Raw genomic sequence first — 22002 nt, 5'->3', positions numbered from 1 at the left:
CTCAGAGCTCCGGGGCGAACAGGCCGGTGGAGAGGTAGCGGTCTCCCCGGTCGCAGACGATGAACACGATCACGGCATTCTCGACCTCCGCGGCGATTCGCAGGGCACCGGCCAGGGCGCCACCCGACGAGACGCCGGCGAGAATGCCCTCCTCCCGGGCCAGGCGACGCATGTGCTCCTCGGCTTCGTACTGGCCGATGTCGAGCACCCGATCGACCCGGCTGGCGTCGAAGATACTCGGCAGATACTCCGCCGGCCAGCGGCGGATGCCGGCGATACTGGCGCCATCCTCGGGCTGCAGGCCGACGATCTGCACCTCTCGGCTCTGCTCCTTGAGATACTTCGACACGCCCATGATGGTGCCGGTGGTGCCCATGGAACTGACGAAGTGGCTGATGGTGCCGCCGGTCTGCTCCCAGAGCTCCGGGCCCGTGCCGCGATAGTGCGCCAGGGGGTTGTCGGGGTTGGCGAACTGGTTCAGCGGCTTGCCATCGCCCCGGGCGATCATGGTCTCGGCGAGGTCGCGGGCCGCCTCCATGCCCCCCTCCTTGCTGACGGAGATCAGCGTCGCGCCGAACGCCGCCATGGCCTGCTTGCGCTCGCTGGAGGCACTCTCGGGCATGATCAGCACCATCCGGTAGCCCTTGATGGCGGCAGCCATGGCCAGGGCGATGCCCGTGTTGCCGGACGTGGCTTCGACGAGGGTGTCACCGGGGGCGATCTCGCCGCGCGCCTCGGCCTGCTCGAGCATGGAGAGCGCCGGCCGGTCCTTCACCGAGCCGGCCGGATTGTTGCCCTCGAGCTTTGCCAGCAGGGTATTGTTGCGGCCGGCGGTGATGCGCTTGAGGCGGACCAGCGGCGTAGCACCGACGACATCCTCGATGGTAGGAAAATGCATGCAACCTTCCTTGTGGAAACGTCTTTTCGGCATTATATCCGGGCCGCCCCGGAGTGGACAGGCATCCTCGTCCCCTGTGTCATACTGTTCTGGAATCAATGCCGAAGAGCCCACCGATGACGCTCAAGAACCGACTGTTCGTGCTGTTGCTGGGCCTGCCGCTGCTGCTCCTCGCCGGCCTCGCCGGCATCGCCCTCCACCTGGAGTCCGAGCACTACCGGCAGGTCCTGCACGAGCGTATCACCACTGCCGTCGACCTGCTCGCTCCGGAGCTGAGCAGCGCCCTGTCCACGGGGGATCGCCCGGCCCTGGAGGCCCTCGCCGGGCGCCTGCTCGATCTGGAGGAGATCCGCGCGGTGGGCATCCGGGATGCCACGGGAACACCACGGCTCGAGCTCGGACGGCTGCGCGAGGCCTCCCTTCCCACCGGCGAGGGAGGCGTCCGCCTGGATACCGACGGCCGCCTGTGGCGTCTGCAGGCCCCGCTCTCCGCCGGACCGGCGGATCACCCCGCCCCGGCCTGGCTGGAGCTCGATATCGATGCCATGCCCCTGGTGCTGAACCATTACCGGCGCCTGGCCAGTGCCGGGCTGGGCCTGCTGGTGACCGGGCTGTTGCTGTGGCTGATCGCCTATACCACCAGTCGCCGCCTGATCGCCCCGGTGCAGGCCGCGGACCAGGCCCTGGCACGCCTGGCCAGCGGCGACAACCCGCCGCCCCTCACCTTCTCCTCCCCCCCGGAGCTGGCCGGACTGGCAGCGCGCGTCAATGCCCTCTCCGCCCACCTCGACCACGCCCGGGATGAGGTCCAGCGCCAGATCGAGCAGACCACCGCCGAGCTGCAGGAGTCGATGGAGACCATCGAGGTCCAGAACATCGAGCTCGACATGGCCCACCGCCGGGCGCTGGAGGCGAACCGCATCAAGTCGGAGTTCCTCGCCAACATGAGCCACGAGATCCGCACCCCGCTCAACGGCATCATCGGCTTCTGCCGCTTGCTCGGGCGCTCGCGGCTCGAGCCGCGCCAGCGCGAGTGGCTCGACCATGTCCATCGTGCCTGCGACAACCTGCTGATGCTGGTCAACGATGTGCTCGACTTCTCCAAGATCGAGGCGGGCCGGCTCGAACTCGAGCATGTCCCGCTGGACATGGTGACGCTGGTGGACGAGGTACTCGCGCTGCAGGCCCCCCAGGCCCATCTGAAGGACCTGCAACTGCTCGGGCTGGTCTACGACGATGTGCCCGTCGCCCTGACCGGCGACCCGCTACGCATTCGCCAGGTGCTGACCAACCTGGTCAACAACGCCATCAAGTTCACCGAACGGGGCGAGATCACCGTGCGAGTGATGGTGGAACAGGCCGAGACCGGCCGGGTGACCCTCAGGGTCAGCGTCAGCGATACCGGTATCGGCCTCTCCCCCGAGAACTGCCAGCGGCTCTTCCAGGCCTTCCGCCAGGCCGATCCGAGCCACTCCCGGGAGTTCGGCGGCACCGGCCTGGGGTTGACCATCTGTCGGCAGCTGGTGGAGCAGATGGGTGGCGAGATCGGCGTGGAGAGTGCCCCCGGCAAGGGCTCGACCTTCGCCTTCACTCTGCCGCTGGAAGGTGACGAGGAGCGCGAGCGCCCTCCAGAGCTGCAGCTGGCCGGCGAGACCGTGCTGCTCGACGAGCCGCACCCCGCCACCCGGCGGGCGCTGCATCACCTGCTCACCCGCTGGGGAGCCAGGGTGGTCGATGCCGGGCAGCGGCCGGCCCCGGCGAGCTCGCCCGCGCTGCTGGTGGCGGGCATTCCCGACCAGGCCCTCGACGCCACCGGGATCGCGACCTGGCAGCGCCGGCTCGACGCCATCACCTGTCCCGCCCTGCTGCTGGTCAACACCAGCCCTCTGGATCTGCCGCTGCTGGCACCGCCCCAGGGCGGCGAGGTGCTGAGCAAGCCGCTCTCCCGGGTCGCCCTGGTGGAGGCGGTACAACGCCAGCTCGGCGGGCAGCAGCCGGCCACGCTGCCCACCCCCGAGGACGAGAGCGAGGCGGGGCCGCTGCGCCTGCTGGTCGTGGATGACACCGAGTCCAACCGGCTGCTGCTGCGGGAACTGATCCGGCGCCCGGGGCTCGAGGTGGACCTGGCAGCGAGTGGCGAAGAGGCCCTGGCCATGGCCCAGGAACGGCACTACGCCCTGGTATTGATGGACATCCGCATGCCGGGCATGGACGGCATCGAGACCACCCGGGCGCTGCGCCGGCTACAGGGGGCCTGGAGCCATCGGCCCATCATCGCGGTCACCGCCCATGTGCTGGAGGACGAGCGCCAGCGGCTGCTGGCCAGCGGCCTCGATGATGTCCTGATCAAGCCGCTGGATACCCACGGCCTGACGGAACTGCTGCAGCACCATCTGGACTTGCCCACCCTGCCGCCCCTGGAAACCGGCGACACGCCCGTCGAGCGGGCGGAAGAAGACGGGGAGCTGGCGGTCGTCGACCTGACCCTCGGCACGCGCCTCGCCGGGGGACGCGAGCCCCTCGCCAGGGAGCTGCTGGCACGCCTGGCAGACTCGCTGCCGGAGAGCAAGACGGCAATTCGCGAGGCGCTCGAACGGGAGGACGACGAAGCCCTGCTCGACGCCATTCACGCCCTCAACGGCGCCTGCCGCTACTGCGGGGCGCCGCGTCTGGCCCTGATCGCCGAGACCCTGGAGACACGCCTTCGCTCACGCGGGCGCGAGGGCGTCACCCCGTTGCTCGATGACCTCTTCGCCGCCATGGCGGGGCTGCGCGACTGGCAGACGGCTCAGCCCTCGAGCACGACGAAGGCCACCGCCAGTTCCGCTTCATCGGTCAATGACAGGTGAATGGAGCGCACGCCGGCGACCCCGGCCAGCTCGTGCGCCTTGCCGTCCAGGACCAGTGAGGGCCGCCCCAGGGCGTCGTTGACCACCTGGATCTCGGTCCAGCGCATGCCACGCCGCAGCCCGGTGCCCAGCGCCTTGACGAAGGCCTCCTTGGCGGCGAACCGCTTGGCCAGGAAGGCCGCCGGCAGGCCGTGGCCGTGGAAACGCTCCAGTTCCTCCTCCCCCAGCAGGCGCTGGGCGAAGCGCGGGCCGAGGCGGACCATCGCCCGATCGAAGCGCTCGATTCGCGCGATATCGGTGCCGATCCCGATGATCATCGGCAGCAGCCACCCGCCTCGCCATCCCCGTGATCATGCTCGTCAAGCGCCGCCAGCAGGCCGGCTTCCTGGCCGGCGATCATCAGCCGCTTCATCTCCCCCACCGCCTCCTTGAGGCCGACGAACAGAGCCCGGGCGATGATGGCATGGCCGATATTGAGCTCGTGGATGCCGGGGATCGCCGCGATGGCCTCGACATTGTGGTAGTGCAGGCCATGACCGGCGTTGACGACCAGCCCCAGCTCGCCGGCCATTTCCGCGGCCGCCGAGAGCCGTGCATGCTCGCCGCGGGCGCGCTCCCCCGAGGCCTCGGCATAGGCCCCGGTATGCAGCTCGATCACCGGCGCACCGGCCTTGGCGGCGGCCTCGATCTGCTCCGGTTCCGGATCGATGAATAGCGACACCTCGCAGCCGGCGTCGGCGAGGCGCCGGCAGGCGGCGGCAACACCGTCGAAGCCGCCGACCACGTCGAGCCCCCCCTCGGTGGTCAGCTCCTCGCGCTTCTCCGGCACCAGGCAGACATGCGCCGGGCGCACCGCCTCGGCAAGGCGAAGCATCTCGTCGGTGACCGCCATCTCCAGGTTCATGCGCGTATTGAGCACCTCCGCCAGCAGGCGCACGTCGCGCTCCTGGATATGGCGACGGTCCTCGCGCAGGTGGACGGTGATGCCGTCGGCGCCCGCCTCCTCGGCGAGCAGCGCGGCCTGGACCGGGTCCGGATAGCGGGTGCCCCGCGCCTGGCGCAGGGTGGCGATATGGTCGATGTTGACGCCGAGCAGAATGCGTGGGGGATGCATGAGACTCTCCTTGGGTAAGCCGTAAGCCACGATGCTGCCATCCAGCTCGCTAATAGCAAGGGTTTTTCTTATAGCTTACAGCTTAAAGCTCCCTGCGTAGCCGGGCGAGCTTAAAGCTCCCGGACGGAGTCCTGACGAGCCCGGCGCTTTTCGGCAAGCTGGCGCATCAGTTCCCGTGAGCGCAGCGGGCGGGCACCGAGCAGTGGCGCTAGTGCCGCCCGGGTCACCGCCTTGGCAGGGCCGGCGAGCCCCGGCTCGCCCCAGTCGCCGGCGGCCAGCAGGCGCAGGGTACGGCCATCGATGCCCGGTTCGCCGGGGACGAAGGCTCGCGAGGCGATATCGAAGCGGTAACGGCGCTGGGGGTCCAGGCCGCGGCCATCGGGTTCGGCGAACCGCGGGGCGGCGTCCAGCGCCTCGAGCAGCGAGAGCTCCAGCCGACGCAGCGCCGCCGCACGTCCTTCCGGGCGTGGCAGCGCCTCGAGCAGGGCGGTATAGAAGGCGAACACCTCGGCTACCGGAAACTCCACCGGCAGCACCCGGGCCAGCAGCTCGTTGGCGTAGAGGCCGCAGAGCAGCCCCTCGCCGGCCAGCAGGGCCGCCGCGCCGTGGCTCTCCATCAGGCGCAAGCGCTTGAGTTCGCCCTCGCCGACCCAGGTGACGTGCAGCGGGGCGAAGGGCTGCAGCCGCGAGCGCGACCGGCTTCCCGGACGCTGCACCCCCTGGGCCACCGCCCGCACCCGGCCGTGCTCGAGGGTCAGCAGCTCGACCAGGGCACTGGTCTCGCGGTAGGGGCGCTTGTGCAGAAGGAAGGCCGGCTGGGGATTCATGGCGGTAGAGGTCCATCCAGGGGGTCAGACTCAATGCGTCCCGGGGACATGGCCGATGAATCAGCCGGTCGGGGATAGCCCGCAGGTTGGTTACCGACGCCGGGAGGCCCTTTGGGGTCAGACCCCGGCGGTATCGAATCGGCTCGTCGAGTGCCCTATGACAGGCCTGGCAACTTTGCCGGGGTCTGACCCCAAAGGAGCGGTCTCGACGACTTTACCGCTGCACGCTCTTCAGGGCCAACCGACAACGTCAGTCCAGGTTGTAGCCCAGGCTCTTCAGCGCCCGTTCATCGTCGGACCAGCCGCGCTTGACCTTGACCCAGAGATTGAGCATCACCTTGGCGCCGAGCGCACGCTCCATGTCGAGGCGCGCCTCGCGACCGATGCTCTTGATACGCTCGCCGTTCTCGCCGATGAGGATCTTCTTCTGCCCGGGCCGCTCGACCAGAATCAGGGCGCTGATATGCACCACCCTGCCCTCGTCACGGAACTCCTCGATCTCCACGGTCATCTGGTAGGGCAGCTCGTCGCCGAGCTGGCGCATCACCTTCTCGCGCACCAGCTCGGCGACCAGGAAGCGCTGGCTCCTGTCGGTGACCTGGTCCTCGGGGAAGTAGTGGATGCTCTCGGGCAGATGCCCGGCGACCTCGAGCTCCAGCTCCGGCACGTTGGTGCCGTGCTTGGCCGAGATCGGCACGATCGCGGCGAACTCGCGCCGGGCACCGACCTCTTCCAGCCAGGGCAGCAGGCTGGTCTTGTCCTGCAACCGGTCGACCTTGTTGACCGCCAGGATCACCGGAGCCTCGACGTGCTCGAGGCGCTGGAGCACGACCTGATCCTCATCGGACCAGCGGGTGCGGTCGATGATGAACACCACGCAATCGACGTCGCGCAGGGCCTGGGTCGCCGCCTGGTTCATGAAGCGATTGATCGCCTTGTTGCGATCCTTCGCCATGATGTGGATGCCCGGGGTGTCGACGTAGATGAACTGGGCCTCGCCCTCGGTCTTGATGCCCATCACCTGATGACGGGTGGTCTGGGGACGCCGCGAGGTGATCGAGATCTTCTGGCCGAGGATGCGGTTCATCAGCGTGGACTTGCCGACATTGGGGCGACCGACGATGGCCACGAAGCCGCAGGTCTGGGTCATGAGCGGACTCCTCTGGGCTCGAGCCGTTCCAGGGCCTTCTCGGCGGCCTGCTGTTCGGCATGGCGACGGCTGGCGCCGACCCCCGTAGTGTGCTCGTCGAGCACCTCGATATGGCACTCCACGGTGAAGGTCTGGGCATGGGCCTCGCCCTCCACCGAGACCACCTCGTAGCGCGGCAGCGGCGACTGTCGCGACTGGAGAAACTCCTGCAACCGGGTCTTGGGATCCTTCTGGGTGTCCTGCAGGCTGATGGCCTCGAGCCGCTCGGCGTACCAGGAGAGCACCCTGGCTCGAGCGACGTCCATGCCGGCGTCCAGGTAGATGGCGCCGATCACCGCCTCGACCGCGTCGGCGAGGATCGACTCGCGACGGTGGCCGCCGCTCTTCATCTCGCCGGACCCCAGGCGCAGGTGCTCGCCGAAGCCCATCTCCCGGGCCAGCTCGGCCAGGGTCTGGCCCTTGACCAGCCGGGCGCGCAGCCGCGACAGCTGGCCCTCGCGGGCCTCGGGAAAGCGCTGGAAGAGCGCCTCGGCGATCACGAAGTTGACGATCGAATCGCCGAGAAACTCGAGACGTTCGTTGTTCTGGCCGCCGAAGCTGCGGTGCGTCATGGCCAGCTCCAGCAGGGCGGCATCGCCGAAGGAGTGACCGAGGCGTCGGCTGAAGGCGTTGAGGGAGTTGCTCACGAAGCTCCTGAATGATCGATGTCGGGGCTGAAAGGTTCGGGAAACGGGCCGGGCCCGGCACGAAGGAACACCGTGCTCAGGCCAGGTCTAGCGGATGCGGCGAACGCTGGTGAAGCTGGGCAGACCACCGTCCCAGTGCATCCACACGGCGAAGGCGCGGCCGACGATGTTCTCCTCCGGCACGAAGCCCCAGTAGCGGCTGTCGTTGGAGTGGTCGCGATTGTCGCCCATGGTGAAGTAGTGGCCCTCGGGGACCACCAGCTCGCGCATCTGCGGGCCCGGATCTCGAGGGTTATTGTAGATACGGTGGGCCAGCTCGCCCAGCCGCTCCTCGAGCAGCAGCTCGCCGGGCGCCTCGGTCCCCGCCTCCGCCAGCAGCCGCTTGGAGACCGGCTCGCCATTGACATAGAGCTGCTTGCCTTCGTAGCGCACCCGGTCACCCGGCAGCCCCACCACCCGCTTGATGAAGTTCACCGAGGGTTCGTCGGGGAAGCGGAACACCATGACGTCGCCGCGCTCGGGCTCGTCGAGTTCGAGAATGCGGGTATGGGTCACCGGCAGCCGCAAGCCATAGGTAAACTTGTTGACCAGGATGAAATCCCCCACCTCCAGGGTCGGGCGCATGGAGCCCGAGGGGATCTGGAAGGGTTCCACCACGAAGCTGCGCAGCAGCAGCACCACCAGCAGCACCGGAAAGAACGACCGGGAGTAGTCGACCGGCCACGGCTCCTTGAGCGCCTTCTCGCGGGCACGCTCGCCGAGCCCCTCGGTGGTACCCGCCTCGGCGTTCACCAGTCGCTGCCGGCGCGCCGGCCGCCACCAGACCAGATCCAGCAGCCAGATCAGGCCGGTGACGGCAACCGCCACCACCAGCAGTAGAGAGAAGTCCATGCGGTCATCCGTTCCTAGTCATTTACCTTGAGCACGGCGAGGAAGGCATCCTGGGGAATCTCGACCCGGCCGACCTGCTTCATGCGTTTCTTGCCCGCCTTCTGTTTCTCGAGCAGCTTCTTCTTGCGGGTGACGTCGCCGCCATAGCACTTGGCCGTCACGTTCTTGCGCAGCGCCTTGACGGTGGAGCGGGCCACGACCTGACCGCCGATGGCGGCCTGGATGGCCACATCGAACATCTGACGCGGAATCAGCTCCTTCATCTTCTCGACCAGCAGCCGCCCGCGGCCATGGGCATGATCGCGGTGGATGATCACCGCCAGGGCATCGACCTTGTCGCCGTTGATCAGCACGTCCAGGCGTACCAGCTTGGCCGCCTGGAAACGCTCGAAGTTGTACTCCAGGGAGGCGTAGCCCTTGGAGATGGACTTCAGGCGGTCGAAGAAGTCCATCACTACCTCGCTCATCGGCAGTTCGTAGGTGAGCTGGATCTGGCTGCCGAGGAACTGCATGTCGAGCTGGGTGCCACGGCGCTGTTCGCACTCGGTGATGACATTGCCGACGAAGTCCTGGGGCACCAGGATGCTGGCCCGCACGATGGGCTCGCGCATCTCCTCGACGTCGGCCATGTCCGGCAGCTTGGAGGGGTTGGCGACGTACCTCACCTCGTCGTTCTTCATGGCCAGTTCGTAGACCACGGTGGGCGCGGTGGTGAGCAGGTCCAGGTCGTACTCGCGCTCGAGGCGCTCCTGGACGATCTCCATGTGCAGGGTACCGAGGAAGCCGACCCGGAAGCCGAAGCCCAGGGCGTCGGAGTTCTCCGGCTCGTAGGCCAGCGAGGCGTCGTTGAGCGCCAGCTTCTCCAGGGCGTCGCGGAAGTCCTCGTAGTCGTCGGCACTGACCGGGAACATGCCGGCGTAGACCTGCGGCTTGACCTTCTGGAAGCCGGGCAGGCGCGCCACGTCCGGCGTCTTGGCATGGGTGATGGTATCGCCCACCGGGGCGCCCTGGATGTCCTTGATGCCGGCGACGATGAAGCCCACCTCGCCGGCCCGCAGGATGCCGGTCTCGCGGCGCAACGGGGTGAAGATACCCACCTCGTTGGCCAGCCAATCCCGCCCGGTGGACTTGAGGCGGATCTTCTCGCCCTTCTTCAGGGTGCCGTCGAACAGCCGGACCAGCGACACTACCCCCAGGTAGTTGTCGAACCAGGAGTCGATGATCAACGCCTGCAAGGGAGCGCCCGGATCGCCCTTGGGCGGCGGGATGTCGCGCACCAGGCGCTCGAGCAGCGCGTCGATGCCCAGGCCGCTCTTGGCCGAGACCCGGCAGGCATCGGTGGCATCGAGGCCGATGATCTCCTCGATCTCGTGGGCAACCTTGTCCGGGTCGGCCTGGGGCAGGTCCATCTTGTTGAGCACCGGCAGCACCTCGAGCCCCTGCTCGATGGCGGTGTAGCAGTTGGCCACCGACTGCGCCTCGACGCCCTGGCCGGCATCCACCACCAGCAGTGCCCCTTCGCAGGCATAGAGCGAACGGGAGACCTCGTAGGAGAAGTCGACATGCCCGGGGGTGTCGATGAAGTTGAGCTGGTAGGTGTTGCCGTCCTGCGCGTGATAGTCCAGCGTCACCGACTGGGCCTTGATGGTGATGCCGCGCTCGCGCTCGAGGTCCATGGAGTCGAGCACCTGCTCCTTGAGCTCGCGCTCGCTCAGGCCACCGCAGGTCTGGATCAGGCGGTCGGCCAGGGTCGACTTGCCGTGGTCGATATGGGCGATGATCGAGAAGTTGCGAATATGCTTGAGCTGATCGGAGGGGGTGTCGTGAGACATCGAGTCGCTTCTGCCTGGTTGGTTCGGGCCACGGCCGGGCGTCGTGACGCTGGCATGCGGGCAAGAGAGTGGGCGCTATTGTAGCGGGATGCGACTGACAGGAACAGCAACCCGACGGTCTGTGCCGTCGGGTTGCCGTTTCAGGAGAGCCTGCCGACGGGGGTATCAGTCATCGGCGAGGCGCAGGGCGACGAACAGCGAACGCCCGTCGCGATAGAGGCGCACCGGCACGGCACGGTCGGAGGGCAGCGAGGCCACCACCTCGACCAGCTGGTCGGCGCTCTCCACGGCCTGGTGGTCGATGCTGACCAGCACGTCCCCCGGCCGGATGCCGGCGGCGGCGGCGGCGCCTCTCGGGTCGAGATCACGAACCAGCACGCCACCCTCGATACCGAGCCGCTCACGCTGGTCGGCGTCGAGTTCGCTGACGGCCAGGCCCAGCCGGGCCTGACGGCCGCTCTGCTCGGCCCTGGCCATCTCGCGGCCCTCGGCATCCGGCCAGTCGCCCACGGTCACCGTCTCGCGACGCCGCTCGCCGTCACGCAGCAGCACCAGCTCCACCTCGCTGCCGGGGCTCGTCCGGCCGATCAGCCGCGGCAGGGTGCTGGAGCGGTCGACCTCGTCGCCGTCCACCTCGAGGATGACATCGCCGGCCCGCAGGCCGCCGCGGGCCGCGGGGCCTTCCGGGTCCAGGTCGGCGATCAGCGCCCCGCTGGGGCCATCCATGCCGAAGGACTCGGCCAGATCGCGGGAGACCGGCTGGATCATCACCCCGAGCCAACCACGGCTGACGCGGCCGTCGTCGCGCAGCTGGTCGGCCACGTCCATGGCCACGTTGATGGGGATGGCGAAGGAGAGCCCCATGAAACCGCCGCTGCGGGTGAAGATCTGGGAGTTGATCCCCACCACTTCACCATCGAGGTTGAACAGCGGACCACCGGAGTTGCCCGGGTTGATCGCCACATCGGTCTGGATGAAGGGCACATAGGCGTCCCGCGGGAGGGTTCGGTTGATGGCGCTGATGATACCGGCCGTGACCGAGTGATCGAAGCCGAAGGGCGAACCGATCGCGGCCACCCATTCACCGACCCTGAGGCCATCGGAATCGCCCAGGGCCAGGGTCGACAGGTCGTCGGCATCCACCTTGAGCAGCGCCACGTCGGTGCGCTCATCGGCCCCGATCAGCTCGGCGGCAAGCTCCCGACGGTCGTTGAGGCGCACCAGGATCTCGTCGGCCCCCTGGACCACATGGGCATTGGTCAGGATGTAACCATCCTCGCTGATGACAAAGCCGGAGCCCAGCGACTGACGCTCCTGGGGGCGCCCCTGGCCGCCGCCTCCCGGCGGCATCGGGAAGCGATCACCGAAGAAGTGACGAAAGATCTCCGGTATCTCCTGGCCACCGAACCCCCCGAAGGGGTCGTCACGGCTCCGCTCTACCCGGGAGGTGGAGATGTTGACCACCCCCGGGGCCGCCTGCTCCACCAGCTCGGTGAAGTCCGGCAGTTCGCGTGCCATGGCCGACTGCCAGGCCAGCAGGGTCGCGGCCAGCAGCATCCACAGGGAAAGGTGTCGAGTCATGCGCTTCATGGAGTGCTCCTGCGAACGATCAAGGGGAAATGCTCGTGGGTTCGGCGACTGCCGACTCAGGCCGACGCTGCGAACCCGACCGGCCGTCGCGGACGACAGGGGTCGTCGTATCGTCGAAGATGGCGGCGCCTCGGCGCGAAACCAAGCCCCGGTACCCGCCGGGCAACGGGTCGCCCCGACTCGCCGCGACCGATGGGATCTGCCAGGGGGGGGGCAGGGTCATGGCCCGCCCTCCGCGGCGTCACCGTCGTGGATCACCGACGACACGGCGGCGTCCTCGTCACGCCACTCCAGGGTATCGGCCACGCGTAGCAGCACGCGAGGTGGCAGCTCGCCCATCACCACCACCTGCATCGGGCGCCCACCCAGCTCGCGATGACGCACGGCAGCATGGGAGACACCGAGGCGGTGCATGCCCGGGGCCAGCAGATCGGCCCCCTCGATGGGTTCGACGAAAAGGCTGAGGGTAGAGAGGCCGTCACTGTAGAGTCGATGCTTGACCGCGTCGCCGTGCTGCGAGCTGCGGGTATCCACCGGTTGGGGCACGAAGCCCTCGGGCAGCCAACCGATGACCCAGGGGTCGTCCGGCGCCTCGCGGTATCGATCGAGGACGACATGTCCTTCATGGAGGCGTGGCCGGTCGAGCTCGGTGAACTGGAAGGTCTCGATCACTCGCCCCGCCTCGTCCAGCAGCATCTGCTTGAGCGGCAGGGCCGTGGCCGCGTCGAGCCAGAGACGATGACCGAAGCGCAGGCTGTCGAGGGGTTCGATATCCAGGCGCACGGTGCGACGGCTGGCGATGCGCCCCTCGCCGCCCAGTTGCAGACGATAGTAACCGTCGAGGTGGGCGGCGATCCCGGCCGGCGAGGCCGGCACCTCCCCGCCCTTTTCGGCCCAGCTCAGGCGGCCGATTCGCCCCCGACGCTCGAAGACCACCGGCGGGCCATCGAGGAAGCTGGCCGCCTCGCGCTCGACTCCGTCCTCGACGTGATGGGAAAGGGCCAGGGTCCTGATGCCGTCATAACCGATCCGTACGGCACGCGCCTGGAAGACGTAGCAGTGACTGGCCCACAGGCTGCGCTCGAACCAGTCGAGAGCAGATTCGGGAGGTGCCCGGTCGGCCAGCTCACGACAATCGAAGCGTTCGCCGGCCTCGCTGTCGGCCGCCAGGGCCGGGGCATCGACGGTCATCACCAACCCGCCCCCGGCGAGCAGCGCCGCTGCCAGCCACCGGCGCGTCGCCCACTTGCGAACGAGTAGAGAGCCAGCTCGCATCAGCACCGTCCCGGCATCAGCGCGTTCCCAGCGACTCGCTGCCCGAGGCGCGCAGCAGCGGCATCCAGGCGTCACCGCTGCGATAGGCGGAGCCTTCGGCGTGGCGGTCGAGATAGGACTGCAGCAGGCGTGCCTGCTCCTCGTCGGACCTCAACGACTGGCGGGGACTGGGCGCCATGAACATGGGCGACTGGCCCCCGGTCCCGACGGTCATCAGCCCCTGGCCACCGCCGGAAGCCCCCATGGGCGCCTGGAACAGTGGCAGGTCGACCAGCGACGGACGGGCCGAATTGCCGGCGCCGCCTTCGGTCGTGGCCAGCGACGCCGGTGCCGGCTGACTGTCGGGGCCCGACGCCAGGCCAGGTTCGCTGCCGCCACCACCGCCCTGGTAGAACTGCACGCCGCTGATCACCATCAGCGACACGGCAGCGGCGATGCCGGCACTGCGAGCAAACGGTAGTGAGCGGCGGGTCGACGGCACCTCGGGCTCGAGGTGTGGCGCCCGCTCGTCCTGGAGTCGCGCCATGACGCCGGCGGAAAGATCGGTGGCGAGATCGACGCCCGGCTCACGTCGCATCAGGCTGCGCATAAGGTGGTAGCGTCGCCAGGCGTCGGCGGCATCAGGGGAGTCATCCAACGACTTCAGCACCCGGCGCAACTCGAGCTCATCACCTTCGTTGTCCATCAGGGCAGAAAGCGATTCCCGTGCGTTCTGACTCATTCTTCACACCCTCGCACTCGCAAGGCACCCTGCCTCGCATCCATTGACAGCCTGGAAGGTCGGCATTCGAGGCCACGGCCCGGCGATGCCGACATGTTAGAACCCGCTGGTGGCGGGTCGGTCACTGCTTCTGACGCCGCAAGCGCCGGACAGTTCAGCAAAATGTCAAAAACCTTGTCGACCACCTCATTCCGGGATCGGCTCGCGGTTGCGCGACGTGGTCACCAGCGGCTGGATGTGCTGATCCACCGCCTCCCGGGCACGGAAGATCCGCGAGCGCACCGTACCCACCGGACACTGCATGATCTGGGCGATGTCCTCGTAGGAGAGGCCATCGAGTTCACGCAGGGTGATGGCGGTGCGCAGGTCGTCGGGCAGATTCTCGATCGCCTCGAAGACCGCGGCCTCGAGCTGGTCCCGGGCGATCGCCGCCTCCGGCGACTCGATGTCGGCCAGGCGACCGCTGTGGTCGACGATCTCGGCGTCGACGATATCGAGATCGCTGCCCGGGGGACGACGCCCCTTGGAGACCAGGTAGTTCTTGGCGGTGTTGATGGCGATCCGGTACATCCAGGTGTAGAAGGCGCTTTCGGCGCGGAACTTGCCCAGCGCCCGATAGGCCTTGATGAAGGCCTCCTGGGCCACGTCCTGGACCTCGGCGTGGTCGTGCACGTAGCGGCCGATCAACCCGATGATCTTATGCTGGTACTTCCTCACCAGCAGGTCGAAGGCACGGGTGTCACCCTGCTGGGCGCGCTCGACGAGTTGTTGATCGGTCTCCCGGGTGCCCATTCACGCCCTCCCCGGCCGAGGGAAGCATGACGGGATGCCGATGAGTCGCCGCGAACGGACTGGTAAAGCATGCATAGTGTCAACCTGAAGCCCTGGGGCAGCTGGGAGTTGAAGGCCGGAGCCGAAGTGGCATAAGTGTTCCCGTTTCTGGCGCGTGCATCAAGCCGAATACCATGCCGGCGATGCCCGCGCTGGGACACGCCGGCGCCCCGACGGTTCCCCGGCGCGATTGATTTTTGCCATGCTCACGGGCGATAGTAGGACCCACTATTGTTATTCGCCATCAGCGCAGACACGACACAGGTAGCACAATGTCCGAGCAGCAGGTCAACAACCTCAACGTCCTGGCCCAGGACGTCCTGATCTCCCCCGAGGCCCTGAAGAACGAGATTCCGCTCACCGAGACCGCCGAACGCACGGTGATCGAGGGTCGCGAGACGATCCAGCGCATCCTCGAGGGCCACGATCCCCGCCTGCTGGTGGTGGTGGGCCCTTGCTCCATCCACGACGTCGATGCCGCCCTGGATTATGCCCGTCGCTTGCGTCGACTGGCCGATGAGGTGAAGGATAGCCTCTATATCGTGATGCGCGTCTACTTCGAGAAACCGCGCACCACCGTGGGCTGGAAGGGGCTGATCAACGACCCGCATCTCAATGACTCCTTCGAGATCGAGGAAGGCCTGCATATCGCCCGCCGGCTGCTGGTGGAGCTGGCCGAGATGGGCCTGCCGCTGGCCACCGAGGCGCTGGACCCGATCTCGCCCCAGTACCTGCAGGACTGCATCAGCTGGTCGGCGATCGGCGCCCGTACCACCGAGTCCCAGACCCACCGCGAGATGGCCTCGGGCCTCTCCTGTCCGGTGGGCTTCAAGAACGGCACCGACGGCAGCCTCGACGTGGCCGTCAACGCCCTGCAGTCGGTGGCGCACCCGCACAACTTCCTCGGCATCGACCAGGCCGGCCAGGTGGCGATCATCCGCACCCGCGGCAACGCCTACGGCCATGTGGTGCTGCGCGGCGGCAACGGCAAGCCCAACTACGACAGCGTCAGCGTGGCGCTGGCCGAGCAGGAACTCAAGAAGGCCGGGGTCATGCCCAACATCATGATCGACTGCTCCCACGCCAACTCCAACAAGGACCCGGCTCTGCAGCCGCTGGTACTGGAGAACGTCACCAACCAGATCCTCGAGGGCAACCGCTCGATCATCGGCCTGATGGTGGAATCCAACATCGGCTGGGGCAACCAGAAGATCCCCGAGGACCGCAGCCAGCTCCAGTACGGGGTCTCCATCACCGACGCCTGCATCGACTGGGACACCACCGTCGAGTCCTTCAAGCGCATGAACCAGAAGCTGGCACCGGTGCTGGCCGAGCGCCGCCAGGCCGCCTGACCCCCGTCTCTCGCGAACCGCACGGCCACGGACCCGCCTCAAGGCGGGTCCGTTCGTTGCGGGACGCACCGCGTGGCCGGTCCGGGCGCCCTTCCCTCACGCCTTACCTCTGCCCTCTCACACCTCACGGACCCCGTCGATCTCGCGCACGAAGGGCGGCAGCGCATCGAGCAGCGCCCGGCCGTAGCGGCGGGTCAGTACCCGGCGGTCGAGCAGGGTGATGCGCCCTGCATCGGCCTCCTTGCGGATCAACCGGCCACAGGCCTGGACCAGCTTGATCGAGGCATCCGGCACGCTGATGCGCATGAAGGGATTGCCACCGCGGCTCTCGATCCACTCGGCCAGGGTCGCGCCCACCGGATCGTCGGGCACCGAGAACGGCAGCCGGGTGATCACCACATGGGTCAGGTAGTCGCCGGGCAGGTCGATCCCCTCGGCGAAGCTCGCCAGGCCGAAGATGATGCTGCCCTCCCCGGCATCGACCCGCGCCCGATGCCGGGCGATCAGCTCGCGCTTGGGCAGCCGATCCTGGGCCAGCACCCGCTCGCGGCGGGCCTTCGAGAGCGCCTTCTCCACGCCGCGCAACTGGGCCCGCGACGAGAACAGCATCAGTACCGCCTCCTGCTCGCCCAGGGCCTCGACGAAGTCGACGATGGCGCGCTCGTGGCCCTCGCGGTCGGCCGGGTCGACCGCCTCCCGGGGCACGCTGAGCACCGCCCGGGAGTAGTCGAAGGGGCTCGGCAGGCGCTGGTAGCGGTAGCGGTTGGCGAGCCCGGCCCGCTCCTGCAGGCGCTCGAAGCGCCCGAGCGCGGTCAGCGTCGCCGAGGTCACCACGGCACCGAAGCTGCTGCCCCAGAGCGTCCTGGCCAGGGTGTGGGCGGCGGAGACCGGGCTCGCCGAGAAGGTCAGCTCGGGTTCGCCACCGAAACGCTCGAGGGTCAGCCAGCGCGCCCGGGGCGGCTCCCCCGGCTCGTCCTGCTCGCCGAAGGCCAGCCACAGGGCGTGGGCCTCCAGCGCACGGCCGTGCAGCAGTGCCACCAGCGGCAGCCAGGCCTCGGCCTGCTCGCGGGGCAGCCCGGTATGCTTGTCCGGATCGAGGCTCTCGCGCAGGATGTCGCTCATGCTCTCCAGGGTGCGCGAGAGCTCGGCGAAGATCACCACCAGGGCGGCGGCCAGTTCGCGCAACGCCTCCGGCGCCCGGCCCATCTCGAAACGGTGGTGGCGGCTCTCCTCGCCGTCGGCGAGCCCCTGGGGACGCTCGGCCAGTTGGTGGCCCAGGGCGAAGGCCTCCCCCAGCCTCGGCTCGAGGGCGTCGAGGGCCTGGGGCAGTCCGGCCAGTAGCCGCGCCAGGGTCGGCTGCACCGCCAGGGCGGTGTTCAGCTCGGTGAGCGACTTCTTCAGGGTCCGCAGCCAGCGCAACGCCCCGCCCACGGCGAAGCGGTGGGTGAAGTGCTGCAGCGCCTTGTCGGGCAGGTGGTGCCCCTCGTCGAACACATAGATGCAGTCACCGGGGGCCGGCAGCACCACCCCGCCGCCCAGGGCCAGGTCGGCCAGCACCAGGTCGTGGTTGGCGACGATGACGTCGGCACTGTCGAGGTGCCGGCGGGCACGGAAGAAGGCACAGGCACCGTAGTGGCCGCAGCGCCGGTTGGTGCACTGGCGATGGTCGACGGTGAGGCGCCGCCAGTGGCTGTCGTCGATGGCCTCGGGCCAGCTGTCGCGGTCACCGGCCCAGCGGCCGTTGCCGTAGGCCTCGCCCAGCGACTGCGCGAGGGCCTGGAAGGCGTCGCCGCCGCTGGCGAGCGACTGCTCGAAGAGCGACAGGGTCGGGTTCTCCTCGCCGCCGTCGAGGGCCTGATCGAGACGCGCCACGCAGATGTAGCGCCCCCGCCCCTTGGCCAGGGCGAAGTCGAAATCGAGGCCGCTGTGCGCCTTGAGAGCCGGCAGGTCCTGATGGAGCACCTGCTCCTGCAGGGCCACGGTGGCGGTGGCGATCACCAGCCGCTTGCCGCGGGCCTTGGCCACCGGCAGTGAAGCGAGCAGGTAGGCGAGGGTCTTGCCGGTCCCGGTGCCGGCCTCGAGCACGCAGACATGCTCGTCGCTGGTGCGCCGGCCGGCCTCGTCGCTCTCGATGCCCGCCAGGGTACGGGCGATCTCGGCGATCATCAGCCGCTGGCCGTAGCGCGGCGTGAGGTCGAGCCCCTCTAGCACCCGGCGGTAGGCGGCCTGGATCTCGCCCTTCAGGACCTCATCGAGCATGCTGGCGCCTGTATCATTAGGGGGACAACGCGAGAAACGCGGCTTTCCGCGTCTTCCAGCTTCCAGGCGCGGAGCGCCGCTCTTACCTCTTACAGCAGCCCTTCCGGCGGATGCTCGCAGGGCAGCTTGGCGTCGATGAAGCGCTCGATCTCGGGCAGCGAGAAGGCGTCCTCCTCGCCCACGAAGCTGATCGACACCCCCTTGGCCCCGGCCCGGCCGGTACGGCCGATGCGGTGCACATAGTCCTCCGGATCCTCCGGCAGGGTGTAGTTGACCACGTGGCTGACATCCTCGATGTGGATGCCGCGACCCGCCACGTCGGTGGCCACCAGCACCTGGATCTCGCCCTCGCGGAACTGCTCGAGGGTGCGGATGCGCTGGTTCTGCGGCACGTCACCGGAGAGCATGGCGGCATTGATGCCGGCCTTGCGCAGCAGGTCGTCGAGCCGGCGCACCAGGTCGCGGCGATTGCCGAACACCATCACCCGGTCGAAGCTCTCCTGCTGCAGCAGGTTGATGAGCAGCCGCTGCTTGTCCTCGTCGCTGACCATGTAGACGCGCTGGTCGATGTCGGCGGCATTCTCCACCGTGACCTCGATCTCCACGTGGGCCGGCTCATGGGTCCACTGGCTGGCCAGGTTGAGGATGTCCTCGGTGAAGGTGGCCGAGAACAGGAAGGTCTGCCGCTCCTCCTTCTTCGGCGTATGGCGAATGATGCGCTTGACGTCGGGAATGAAGCCCATCGACAGCATGCGGTCCGCCTCGTCGAGCACCAGCACCTCGACCTGGGTCAGGTCGACATCGCGCTTCTGGTGGAAGTCGAGCAGGCGCCCGGGGGTGGCCACCAGGATGTCGAGCTTCTTGCCCAGCCCCTCGCGCTGCTTCTGGTAGTCCATGCCACCGACGACGCTGGCCACGTTGAGGTCGGTGAAGCGCGCCAGCGCCTTGGCGTCCTTCTCGATCTGCAGGGCCAGCTCACGGGTCGGGGCCACGATCAGGGCGCGCGGCGCGCCCGGCTTCTGGCCGTTGGGGACCTCCTCCTCGAGGAAGTAGGCCAGTATCGAGATCAGGAAGGCGGCGGTCTTGCCGGTCCCGGTCTGGGCCTTGCCGACCACATCGCCACCCAGCAGGGTGTGGGCCAGGGCCTCGGCCTGAATCGGCGTGCAGTACTCGAAGCCCAGGGCGTGGATGGCGCGCATCAGCGGCAGCGGCAGGTCGAAGTCGTGGAAACGCCACTTGCCTGCCACGGCCGGCATCTGGAACTGGCGCAGGTCCCAGCTCGACGACTGACGGCGCCGCGGCTTGCGACGACGACGCTTGGGCTTGCGATCCTGGGCCGGTGCCGGTGATGTGATCTGTTCCGACTCGCTCATAGGCTTGCTGTCTAGTCCGTTTCAGTGGATAGGGTGCATGACACAAACGGGCATTGTACCAGTCTACGCCGCCGAGGGCCCGCCCCGCACATGCGCCGCGCAAGGATCGCTGTCGAAGCACCTGGCCCGGCTGGTAGAATGCCCCCCGGATACGCCAGGAGTCATGCGTCATGACACGCCGCAAGAAGACACGTTCGCTGGCCGACAAGGTGCAGATTCGCACCGGCAAGCGCAAGGATTTCAAGAAGTGGCGCCACGAGAATCCCGACCAGGTGACCTCGTCGACCCGCTTCACCCAGAAGAAGCGCCAGCAGCGCAAGCTGCAGGCGGCCCGCAAGCTCGCCCGCCAGGAGGCCGCCGAGCCCATCGCCATCCATCCCGACGAGAAGCACGGCGGCACCAGCGGTGAGGAGAGCAACGACTGATGCGCCTGGTCTCGTTCAACATCAACGGCATCCGCGCGCGCCTGCACCAGCTCGAGGCACTGATCGCGGCCCACCGGCCGGCGGTGATCGGCCTGCAGGAGACCAAGGTCCAGGACAGCGAGTTTCCCCGCGAGGCGGTGGAGGCGATGGGGTACCGGGTCGACTTCCACGGCCAGAAGGGACACTACGGCGTGGCGCTGATGGTCGACACGACCCAGTGCGGCGAGCCGGAAGCGGTGCACTTCGGCTTCCCCGACGACGGCGACGAGGCCCAGCGGCGCATGATCGGCGCACGCCTGCGCCCGGTCGGCGGCGACCCCCTGACGGTATGGAACGGCTACTTCCCCCAGGGCGAGAACGTCGACCACCCCACCAAGTTTCCTCACAAGCGCGAGTTCTATGCCCAGCTCCGGCGGCTGCTGGAGGGTGGACACCGCCCCGACGAGCGCCTGGCAGTGATGGGCGACTTCAACATCTCGCCCGAGGACATCGACATCGGCATCGGCGAGGCCAACCGCAAGCGCTGGCTGCGCGAGGGCAAGACCAGCTTCCAGCCGGTGGAGCGCGAGTGGCTCGAGGGCATCAAGGCCTGGGGGCTGGTCGACAGCTACCGGGTCCGCTATCCCGAGGTCGACGACCGCTTCAGCTGGTTCGACTACCGCTCCCGCGGCTTCGAACGCGACCCCAGGCGCGGGCTGCGCATCGACCATATCCTGGTCACCGCCCCGCTCGCCGACCGGGTGGTCGACGCCGGCATCGATTACGACCTGCGCGGCATGGAGAAGCCCTCGGATCACGCTCCGGTGTGGACCGAGTTCAGTCTCTAGCGGGCTCCCGCGCGGCGGCGTCAGCCACCAGGGCCTCGAGCCAGGCGTCGACCTCCTCCCGGCCCCGGGTGCGGGCCGCCCGCAACGCCCGGATGGCCAATTCCTCTTGCCCCCAGGCATGGGCGAGCTGGCCCAGGCGCAGCCAGTCATCGCCGGCGTCGCTGCGCTCGGCCACCGCCTCCCAGGCGGCCAGCGCCCGCTCGCGATCCCGGGCCGCTTCCCAGGCCTGGGCAAGCAGCCGACGGTTCTCGCCGTCGTCTTCCAGGAGCTCCTCGGCGAGCCCTGCTTCCAGGTGCTCGGCGGCCCGGGCCGGGGTGCCACCGGCCAGGTGCAGGCGTACCAGCTGGCGCAGGTCGTCACGCCCCGACAGGATCCCCCGGCGCCAGCCGGCCTCCCAGATCGCCGCGGCACGGCCGGGCCCCTCGAGCCGCTGGGCCAGGGCCGCGGCCTGACGCCAGTCCCCCGGATCGTCCGACGCCTCGAGACCGGCCTCGATCAGCGCCAGGGCCTCGCCACCCCGCCCCGCACGCCGATAGACCGTCGTGGCCAGCGCCTGCTGGGCGGCCTCGAGCCGGGGCGTGGCGTCCAAGGCAGGCGTCAGCCGGTCGGCGGCCGCCTCCCAGCGCTCCAGTTCGGCCAGGGCCCGGACCAGGCGCCAGTGGTCGCGCGGTGCTCCCGAATGGCGAGCCAGCCAGTCGGCCAGCAGCTCGGCACCGGCATCGGTCTGGCCGGCAACCAGGCGTAGTCCGGCCTCCTGGTGCTGCCAGCGATCCCGATGCTCGGCTTCGACGCCCGGCGTCTCGCGGGCCTCGCGCAGCCACTCTGCCGCCTCCTCGGGCCGGCCTGCCCGGGCCGCGGCGCCGGCCGCCAGCTGTAGATAGAGGGCCCGGGCCCAGCGGTCGGCAGCATTGCCACCGGCCAGGCGCCGGGCCTGGGACAGGGCCCGTTCACTCACCACCTCGGTCTCGCCCTGCTGCAGACGCTGCTGCAGGGCCTCGAGGTCGGCGATGAAGTCGCCCCGCAGCGCCGGCGCGGCCCCGGCCGTCGCGGCGCTCAGCAGCCATCCGGCGGCACACAGGGAAGCGAGTCGCTTTACCAACAT

19 protein-coding genes are annotated in these 22002 nt (G+C 68.6%); 4 read left to right on the top strand and 15 right to left on the bottom strand.

Features of this window, described 5'->3' with window-relative positions; genetic code table 11:
- Nucleotide 1 precedes the first annotated feature (1 nt).
- Complete coding sequence (gene cysM, locus MKP05_RS01285; protein ID WP_110281744.1) at nt 2-898, bottom strand: cysteine synthase CysM; 897 nt, start codon at nt 896-898, stop codon at nt 2-4.
- 116 nt (nt 899-1014) lie between these two features.
- Between cysM and MKP05_RS01280 the strand changes: the two genes are divergently transcribed.
- Nucleotides 1015-3747 (top strand): ATP-binding protein, encoded by a 2733-nt coding sequence (locus MKP05_RS01280; protein ID WP_240566687.1) that lies wholly within the window; start codon nt 1015-1017, stop codon nt 3745-3747.
- Here MKP05_RS01280 and MKP05_RS01275 read toward each other — a convergent pair.
- The 11 genes from MKP05_RS01275 to rpoE form a co-directional block, all read right to left on the bottom strand.
- Nucleotides 3687-4064, bottom strand: a complete 378-nt coding sequence (locus tag MKP05_RS01275) for a holo-ACP synthase (protein WP_110281746.1) — start codon at nt 4062-4064, stop codon at nt 3687-3689. The genes MKP05_RS01280 and MKP05_RS01275 overlap by 61 nt on opposite strands.
- Nucleotides 4061-4861 (bottom strand): pyridoxine 5'-phosphate synthase, encoded by an 801-nt coding sequence (pdxJ, locus tag MKP05_RS01270; protein ID WP_110281747.1) that lies wholly within the window; start codon nt 4859-4861, stop codon nt 4061-4063. The genes MKP05_RS01275 and pdxJ overlap by 4 nt, the downstream gene beginning before the upstream one ends.
- 110 nt (nt 4862-4971) lie before the next feature.
- A complete protein-coding gene (gene recO, locus MKP05_RS01265; RefSeq protein WP_110281748.1) occupies nt 4972-5688 on the bottom strand; it encodes a DNA repair protein RecO in 717 nt (238 codons plus the stop codon).
- A 250-nt stretch (nt 5689-5938) separates the two neighbouring features.
- On the bottom strand, nt 5939-6838 hold the full coding sequence (gene era, locus MKP05_RS01260) for a GTPase Era (RefSeq protein ID WP_110281749.1): 900 nt from the start codon (nt 6836-6838) through the stop codon (nt 5939-5941).
- Nucleotides 6835-7524 carry a ribonuclease III gene (gene rnc, locus MKP05_RS01255; protein ID WP_110281750.1) on the bottom strand — a complete coding sequence of 230 codons (690 nt, stop codon included), beginning with the start codon at nt 7522-7524 and terminating at the stop codon, nt 6835-6837. Before rnc ends, era begins: the two co-directional genes overlap by 4 nt.
- A gap of 87 nt (nt 7525-7611) precedes the next feature.
- A complete protein-coding gene (gene lepB / locus MKP05_RS01250; RefSeq protein ID WP_110281751.1) occupies nt 7612-8415 on the bottom strand; it encodes a signal peptidase I in 804 nt (267 codons plus the stop codon).
- Between the two features lie 14 nt (nt 8416-8429).
- Nucleotides 8430-10247 carry a translation elongation factor 4 gene (lepA, locus tag MKP05_RS01245; RefSeq protein WP_110281752.1) on the bottom strand — a complete coding sequence of 606 codons (1818 nt, stop codon included), beginning with the start codon at nt 10245-10247 and terminating at the stop codon, nt 8430-8432.
- A 165-nt stretch (nt 10248-10412) separates the two neighbouring features.
- Nucleotides 10413-11837, bottom strand: a complete 1425-nt coding sequence (locus MKP05_RS01240; RefSeq protein WP_110281753.1) for a DegQ family serine endoprotease — start codon at nt 11835-11837, stop codon at nt 10413-10415.
- Nucleotides 11838-12056: 219 nt separating this feature from the next.
- Nucleotides 12057-13112, bottom strand: a complete 1056-nt coding sequence (locus MKP05_RS01235) for a MucB/RseB C-terminal domain-containing protein (protein ID WP_240566686.1) — start codon at nt 13110-13112, stop codon at nt 12057-12059.
- Nucleotides 13113-13128: 16 nt separating this feature from the next.
- A complete protein-coding gene (locus MKP05_RS01230) occupies nt 13129-13833 on the bottom strand; it encodes a sigma-E factor negative regulatory protein (RefSeq protein WP_110281755.1) in 705 nt (234 codons plus the stop codon).
- Between the two features lie 186 nt (nt 13834-14019).
- A complete protein-coding gene (rpoE, locus tag MKP05_RS01225) occupies nt 14020-14625 on the bottom strand; it encodes an RNA polymerase sigma factor RpoE (RefSeq protein ID WP_110281756.1) in 606 nt (201 codons plus the stop codon).
- A 311-nt stretch (nt 14626-14936) separates the two neighbouring features.
- Between rpoE and MKP05_RS01220 the strand changes: the two genes are divergently transcribed.
- Entirely contained in the window at nt 14937-16016 is a 1080-nt protein-coding gene (locus MKP05_RS01220) for a 3-deoxy-7-phosphoheptulonate synthase (RefSeq protein ID WP_110281757.1), read from the top strand.
- 117 nt (nt 16017-16133) lie between these two features.
- Here MKP05_RS01220 and dinG read toward each other — a convergent pair whose 3' ends face one another.
- Nucleotides 16134-18275 (bottom strand): ATP-dependent DNA helicase DinG, encoded by a 2142-nt coding sequence (dinG, locus tag MKP05_RS01215; RefSeq protein WP_110281758.1) that lies wholly within the window; start codon nt 18273-18275, stop codon nt 16134-16136.
- An 89-nt stretch (nt 18276-18364) separates the two neighbouring features.
- Nucleotides 18365-19648 carry an ATP-dependent RNA helicase RhlB gene (gene rhlB / locus MKP05_RS01210; RefSeq protein ID WP_240566685.1) on the bottom strand — a complete coding sequence of 428 codons (1284 nt, stop codon included), beginning with the start codon at nt 19646-19648 and terminating at the stop codon, nt 18365-18367.
- A 170-nt stretch (nt 19649-19818) separates the two neighbouring features.
- Here rhlB and MKP05_RS01205 point away from each other — a divergent pair, with 170 nt between their 5' ends.
- On the top strand, nt 19819-20073 hold the full coding sequence (locus MKP05_RS01205) for a hypothetical protein (protein WP_110281760.1): 255 nt from the start codon (nt 19819-19821) through the stop codon (nt 20071-20073).
- Nucleotides 20073-20900, top strand: a complete 828-nt coding sequence (gene xthA, locus MKP05_RS01200) for an exodeoxyribonuclease III (RefSeq protein ID WP_240566684.1) — start codon at nt 20073-20075, stop codon at nt 20898-20900. Before MKP05_RS01205 ends, xthA begins: the two co-directional genes overlap by 1 nt.
- Here xthA and MKP05_RS01195 read toward each other — a convergent pair.
- Nucleotides 20890-22002 (bottom strand): hypothetical protein, encoded by a 1113-nt coding sequence (locus MKP05_RS01195; RefSeq protein ID WP_110281762.1) that lies wholly within the window; start codon nt 22000-22002, stop codon nt 20890-20892. The two genes, xthA and MKP05_RS01195, sit on opposite strands and share 11 nt — an antisense overlap.

Source organism: Halomonas flagellata (assembly GCF_022487945.1).
GTDB lineage: Bacteria > Pseudomonadota > Gammaproteobacteria > Pseudomonadales > Halomonadaceae > Halomonas > Halomonas flagellata.
The sequence above is the reverse complement of the archived record's forward strand: the minus strand, read 5'-3'. Positions and strand labels throughout refer to the sequence as shown.

What these genes read in the sequence shown, in the direction of transcription:
- rhlB (WP_240566685.1), bottom strand. Translation starts at nt 19,648, where the DNA reads ATGAGCGAGTCGGAACAGATCACATCACCGGCACCGGCCCAGGATCGC.
- rpoE (WP_110281756.1), bottom strand. Translation starts at nt 14,625, where the DNA reads ATGGGCACCCGGGAGACCGATCAACAACTCGTCGAGCGCGCCCAGCAG.
- xthA (WP_240566684.1), top strand. Translation starts at nt 20,073, where the DNA reads ATGCGCCTGGTCTCGTTCAACATCAACGGCATCCGCGCGCGCCTGCAC.
- cysM (WP_110281744.1), bottom strand. Translation starts at nt 898, where the DNA reads ATGCATTTTCCTACCATCGAGGATGTCGTCGGTGCTACGCCGCTGGTC.
- MKP05_RS01230 (WP_110281755.1), bottom strand. Translation starts at nt 13,833, where the DNA reads ATGAGTCAGAACGCACGGGAATCGCTTTCTGCCCTGATGGACAACGAA.
- lepB (WP_110281751.1), bottom strand. Translation starts at nt 8,415, where the DNA reads ATGGACTTCTCTCTACTGCTGGTGGTGGCGGTTGCCGTCACCGGCCTG.
- MKP05_RS01280 (WP_240566687.1), top strand. Translation starts at nt 1,015, where the DNA reads ATGACGCTCAAGAACCGACTGTTCGTGCTGTTGCTGGGCCTGCCGCTG.
- recO (WP_110281748.1), bottom strand. Translation starts at nt 5,688, where the DNA reads ATGAATCCCCAGCCGGCCTTCCTTCTGCACAAGCGCCCCTACCGCGAG.
- dinG (WP_110281758.1), bottom strand. Translation starts at nt 18,275, where the DNA reads ATGCTCGATGAGGTCCTGAAGGGCGAGATCCAGGCCGCCTACCGCCGG.
- MKP05_RS01205 (WP_110281760.1), top strand. Translation starts at nt 19,819, where the DNA reads ATGACACGCCGCAAGAAGACACGTTCGCTGGCCGACAAGGTGCAGATT.
- MKP05_RS01235 (WP_240566686.1), bottom strand. Translation starts at nt 13,112, where the DNA reads ATGCGAGCTGGCTCTCTACTCGTTCGCAAGTGGGCGACGCGCCGGTGG.
- MKP05_RS01275 (WP_110281746.1), bottom strand. Translation starts at nt 4,064, where the DNA reads ATGATCATCGGGATCGGCACCGATATCGCGCGAATCGAGCGCTTCGAT.
- lepA (WP_110281752.1), bottom strand. Translation starts at nt 10,247, where the DNA reads ATGTCTCACGACACCCCCTCCGATCAGCTCAAGCATATTCGCAACTTC.
- MKP05_RS01220 (WP_110281757.1), top strand. Translation starts at nt 14,937, where the DNA reads ATGTCCGAGCAGCAGGTCAACAACCTCAACGTCCTGGCCCAGGACGTC.
- MKP05_RS01240 (WP_110281753.1), bottom strand. Translation starts at nt 11,837, where the DNA reads ATGAAGCGCATGACTCGACACCTTTCCCTGTGGATGCTGCTGGCCGCG.
- era (WP_110281749.1), bottom strand. Translation starts at nt 6,838, where the DNA reads ATGACCCAGACCTGCGGCTTCGTGGCCATCGTCGGTCGCCCCAATGTC.
- pdxJ (WP_110281747.1), bottom strand. Translation starts at nt 4,861, where the DNA reads ATGCATCCCCCACGCATTCTGCTCGGCGTCAACATCGACCATATCGCC.
- MKP05_RS01195 (WP_110281762.1), bottom strand. Translation starts at nt 22,002, where the DNA reads ATGTTGGTAAAGCGACTCGCTTCCCTGTGTGCCGCCGGATGGCTGCTG.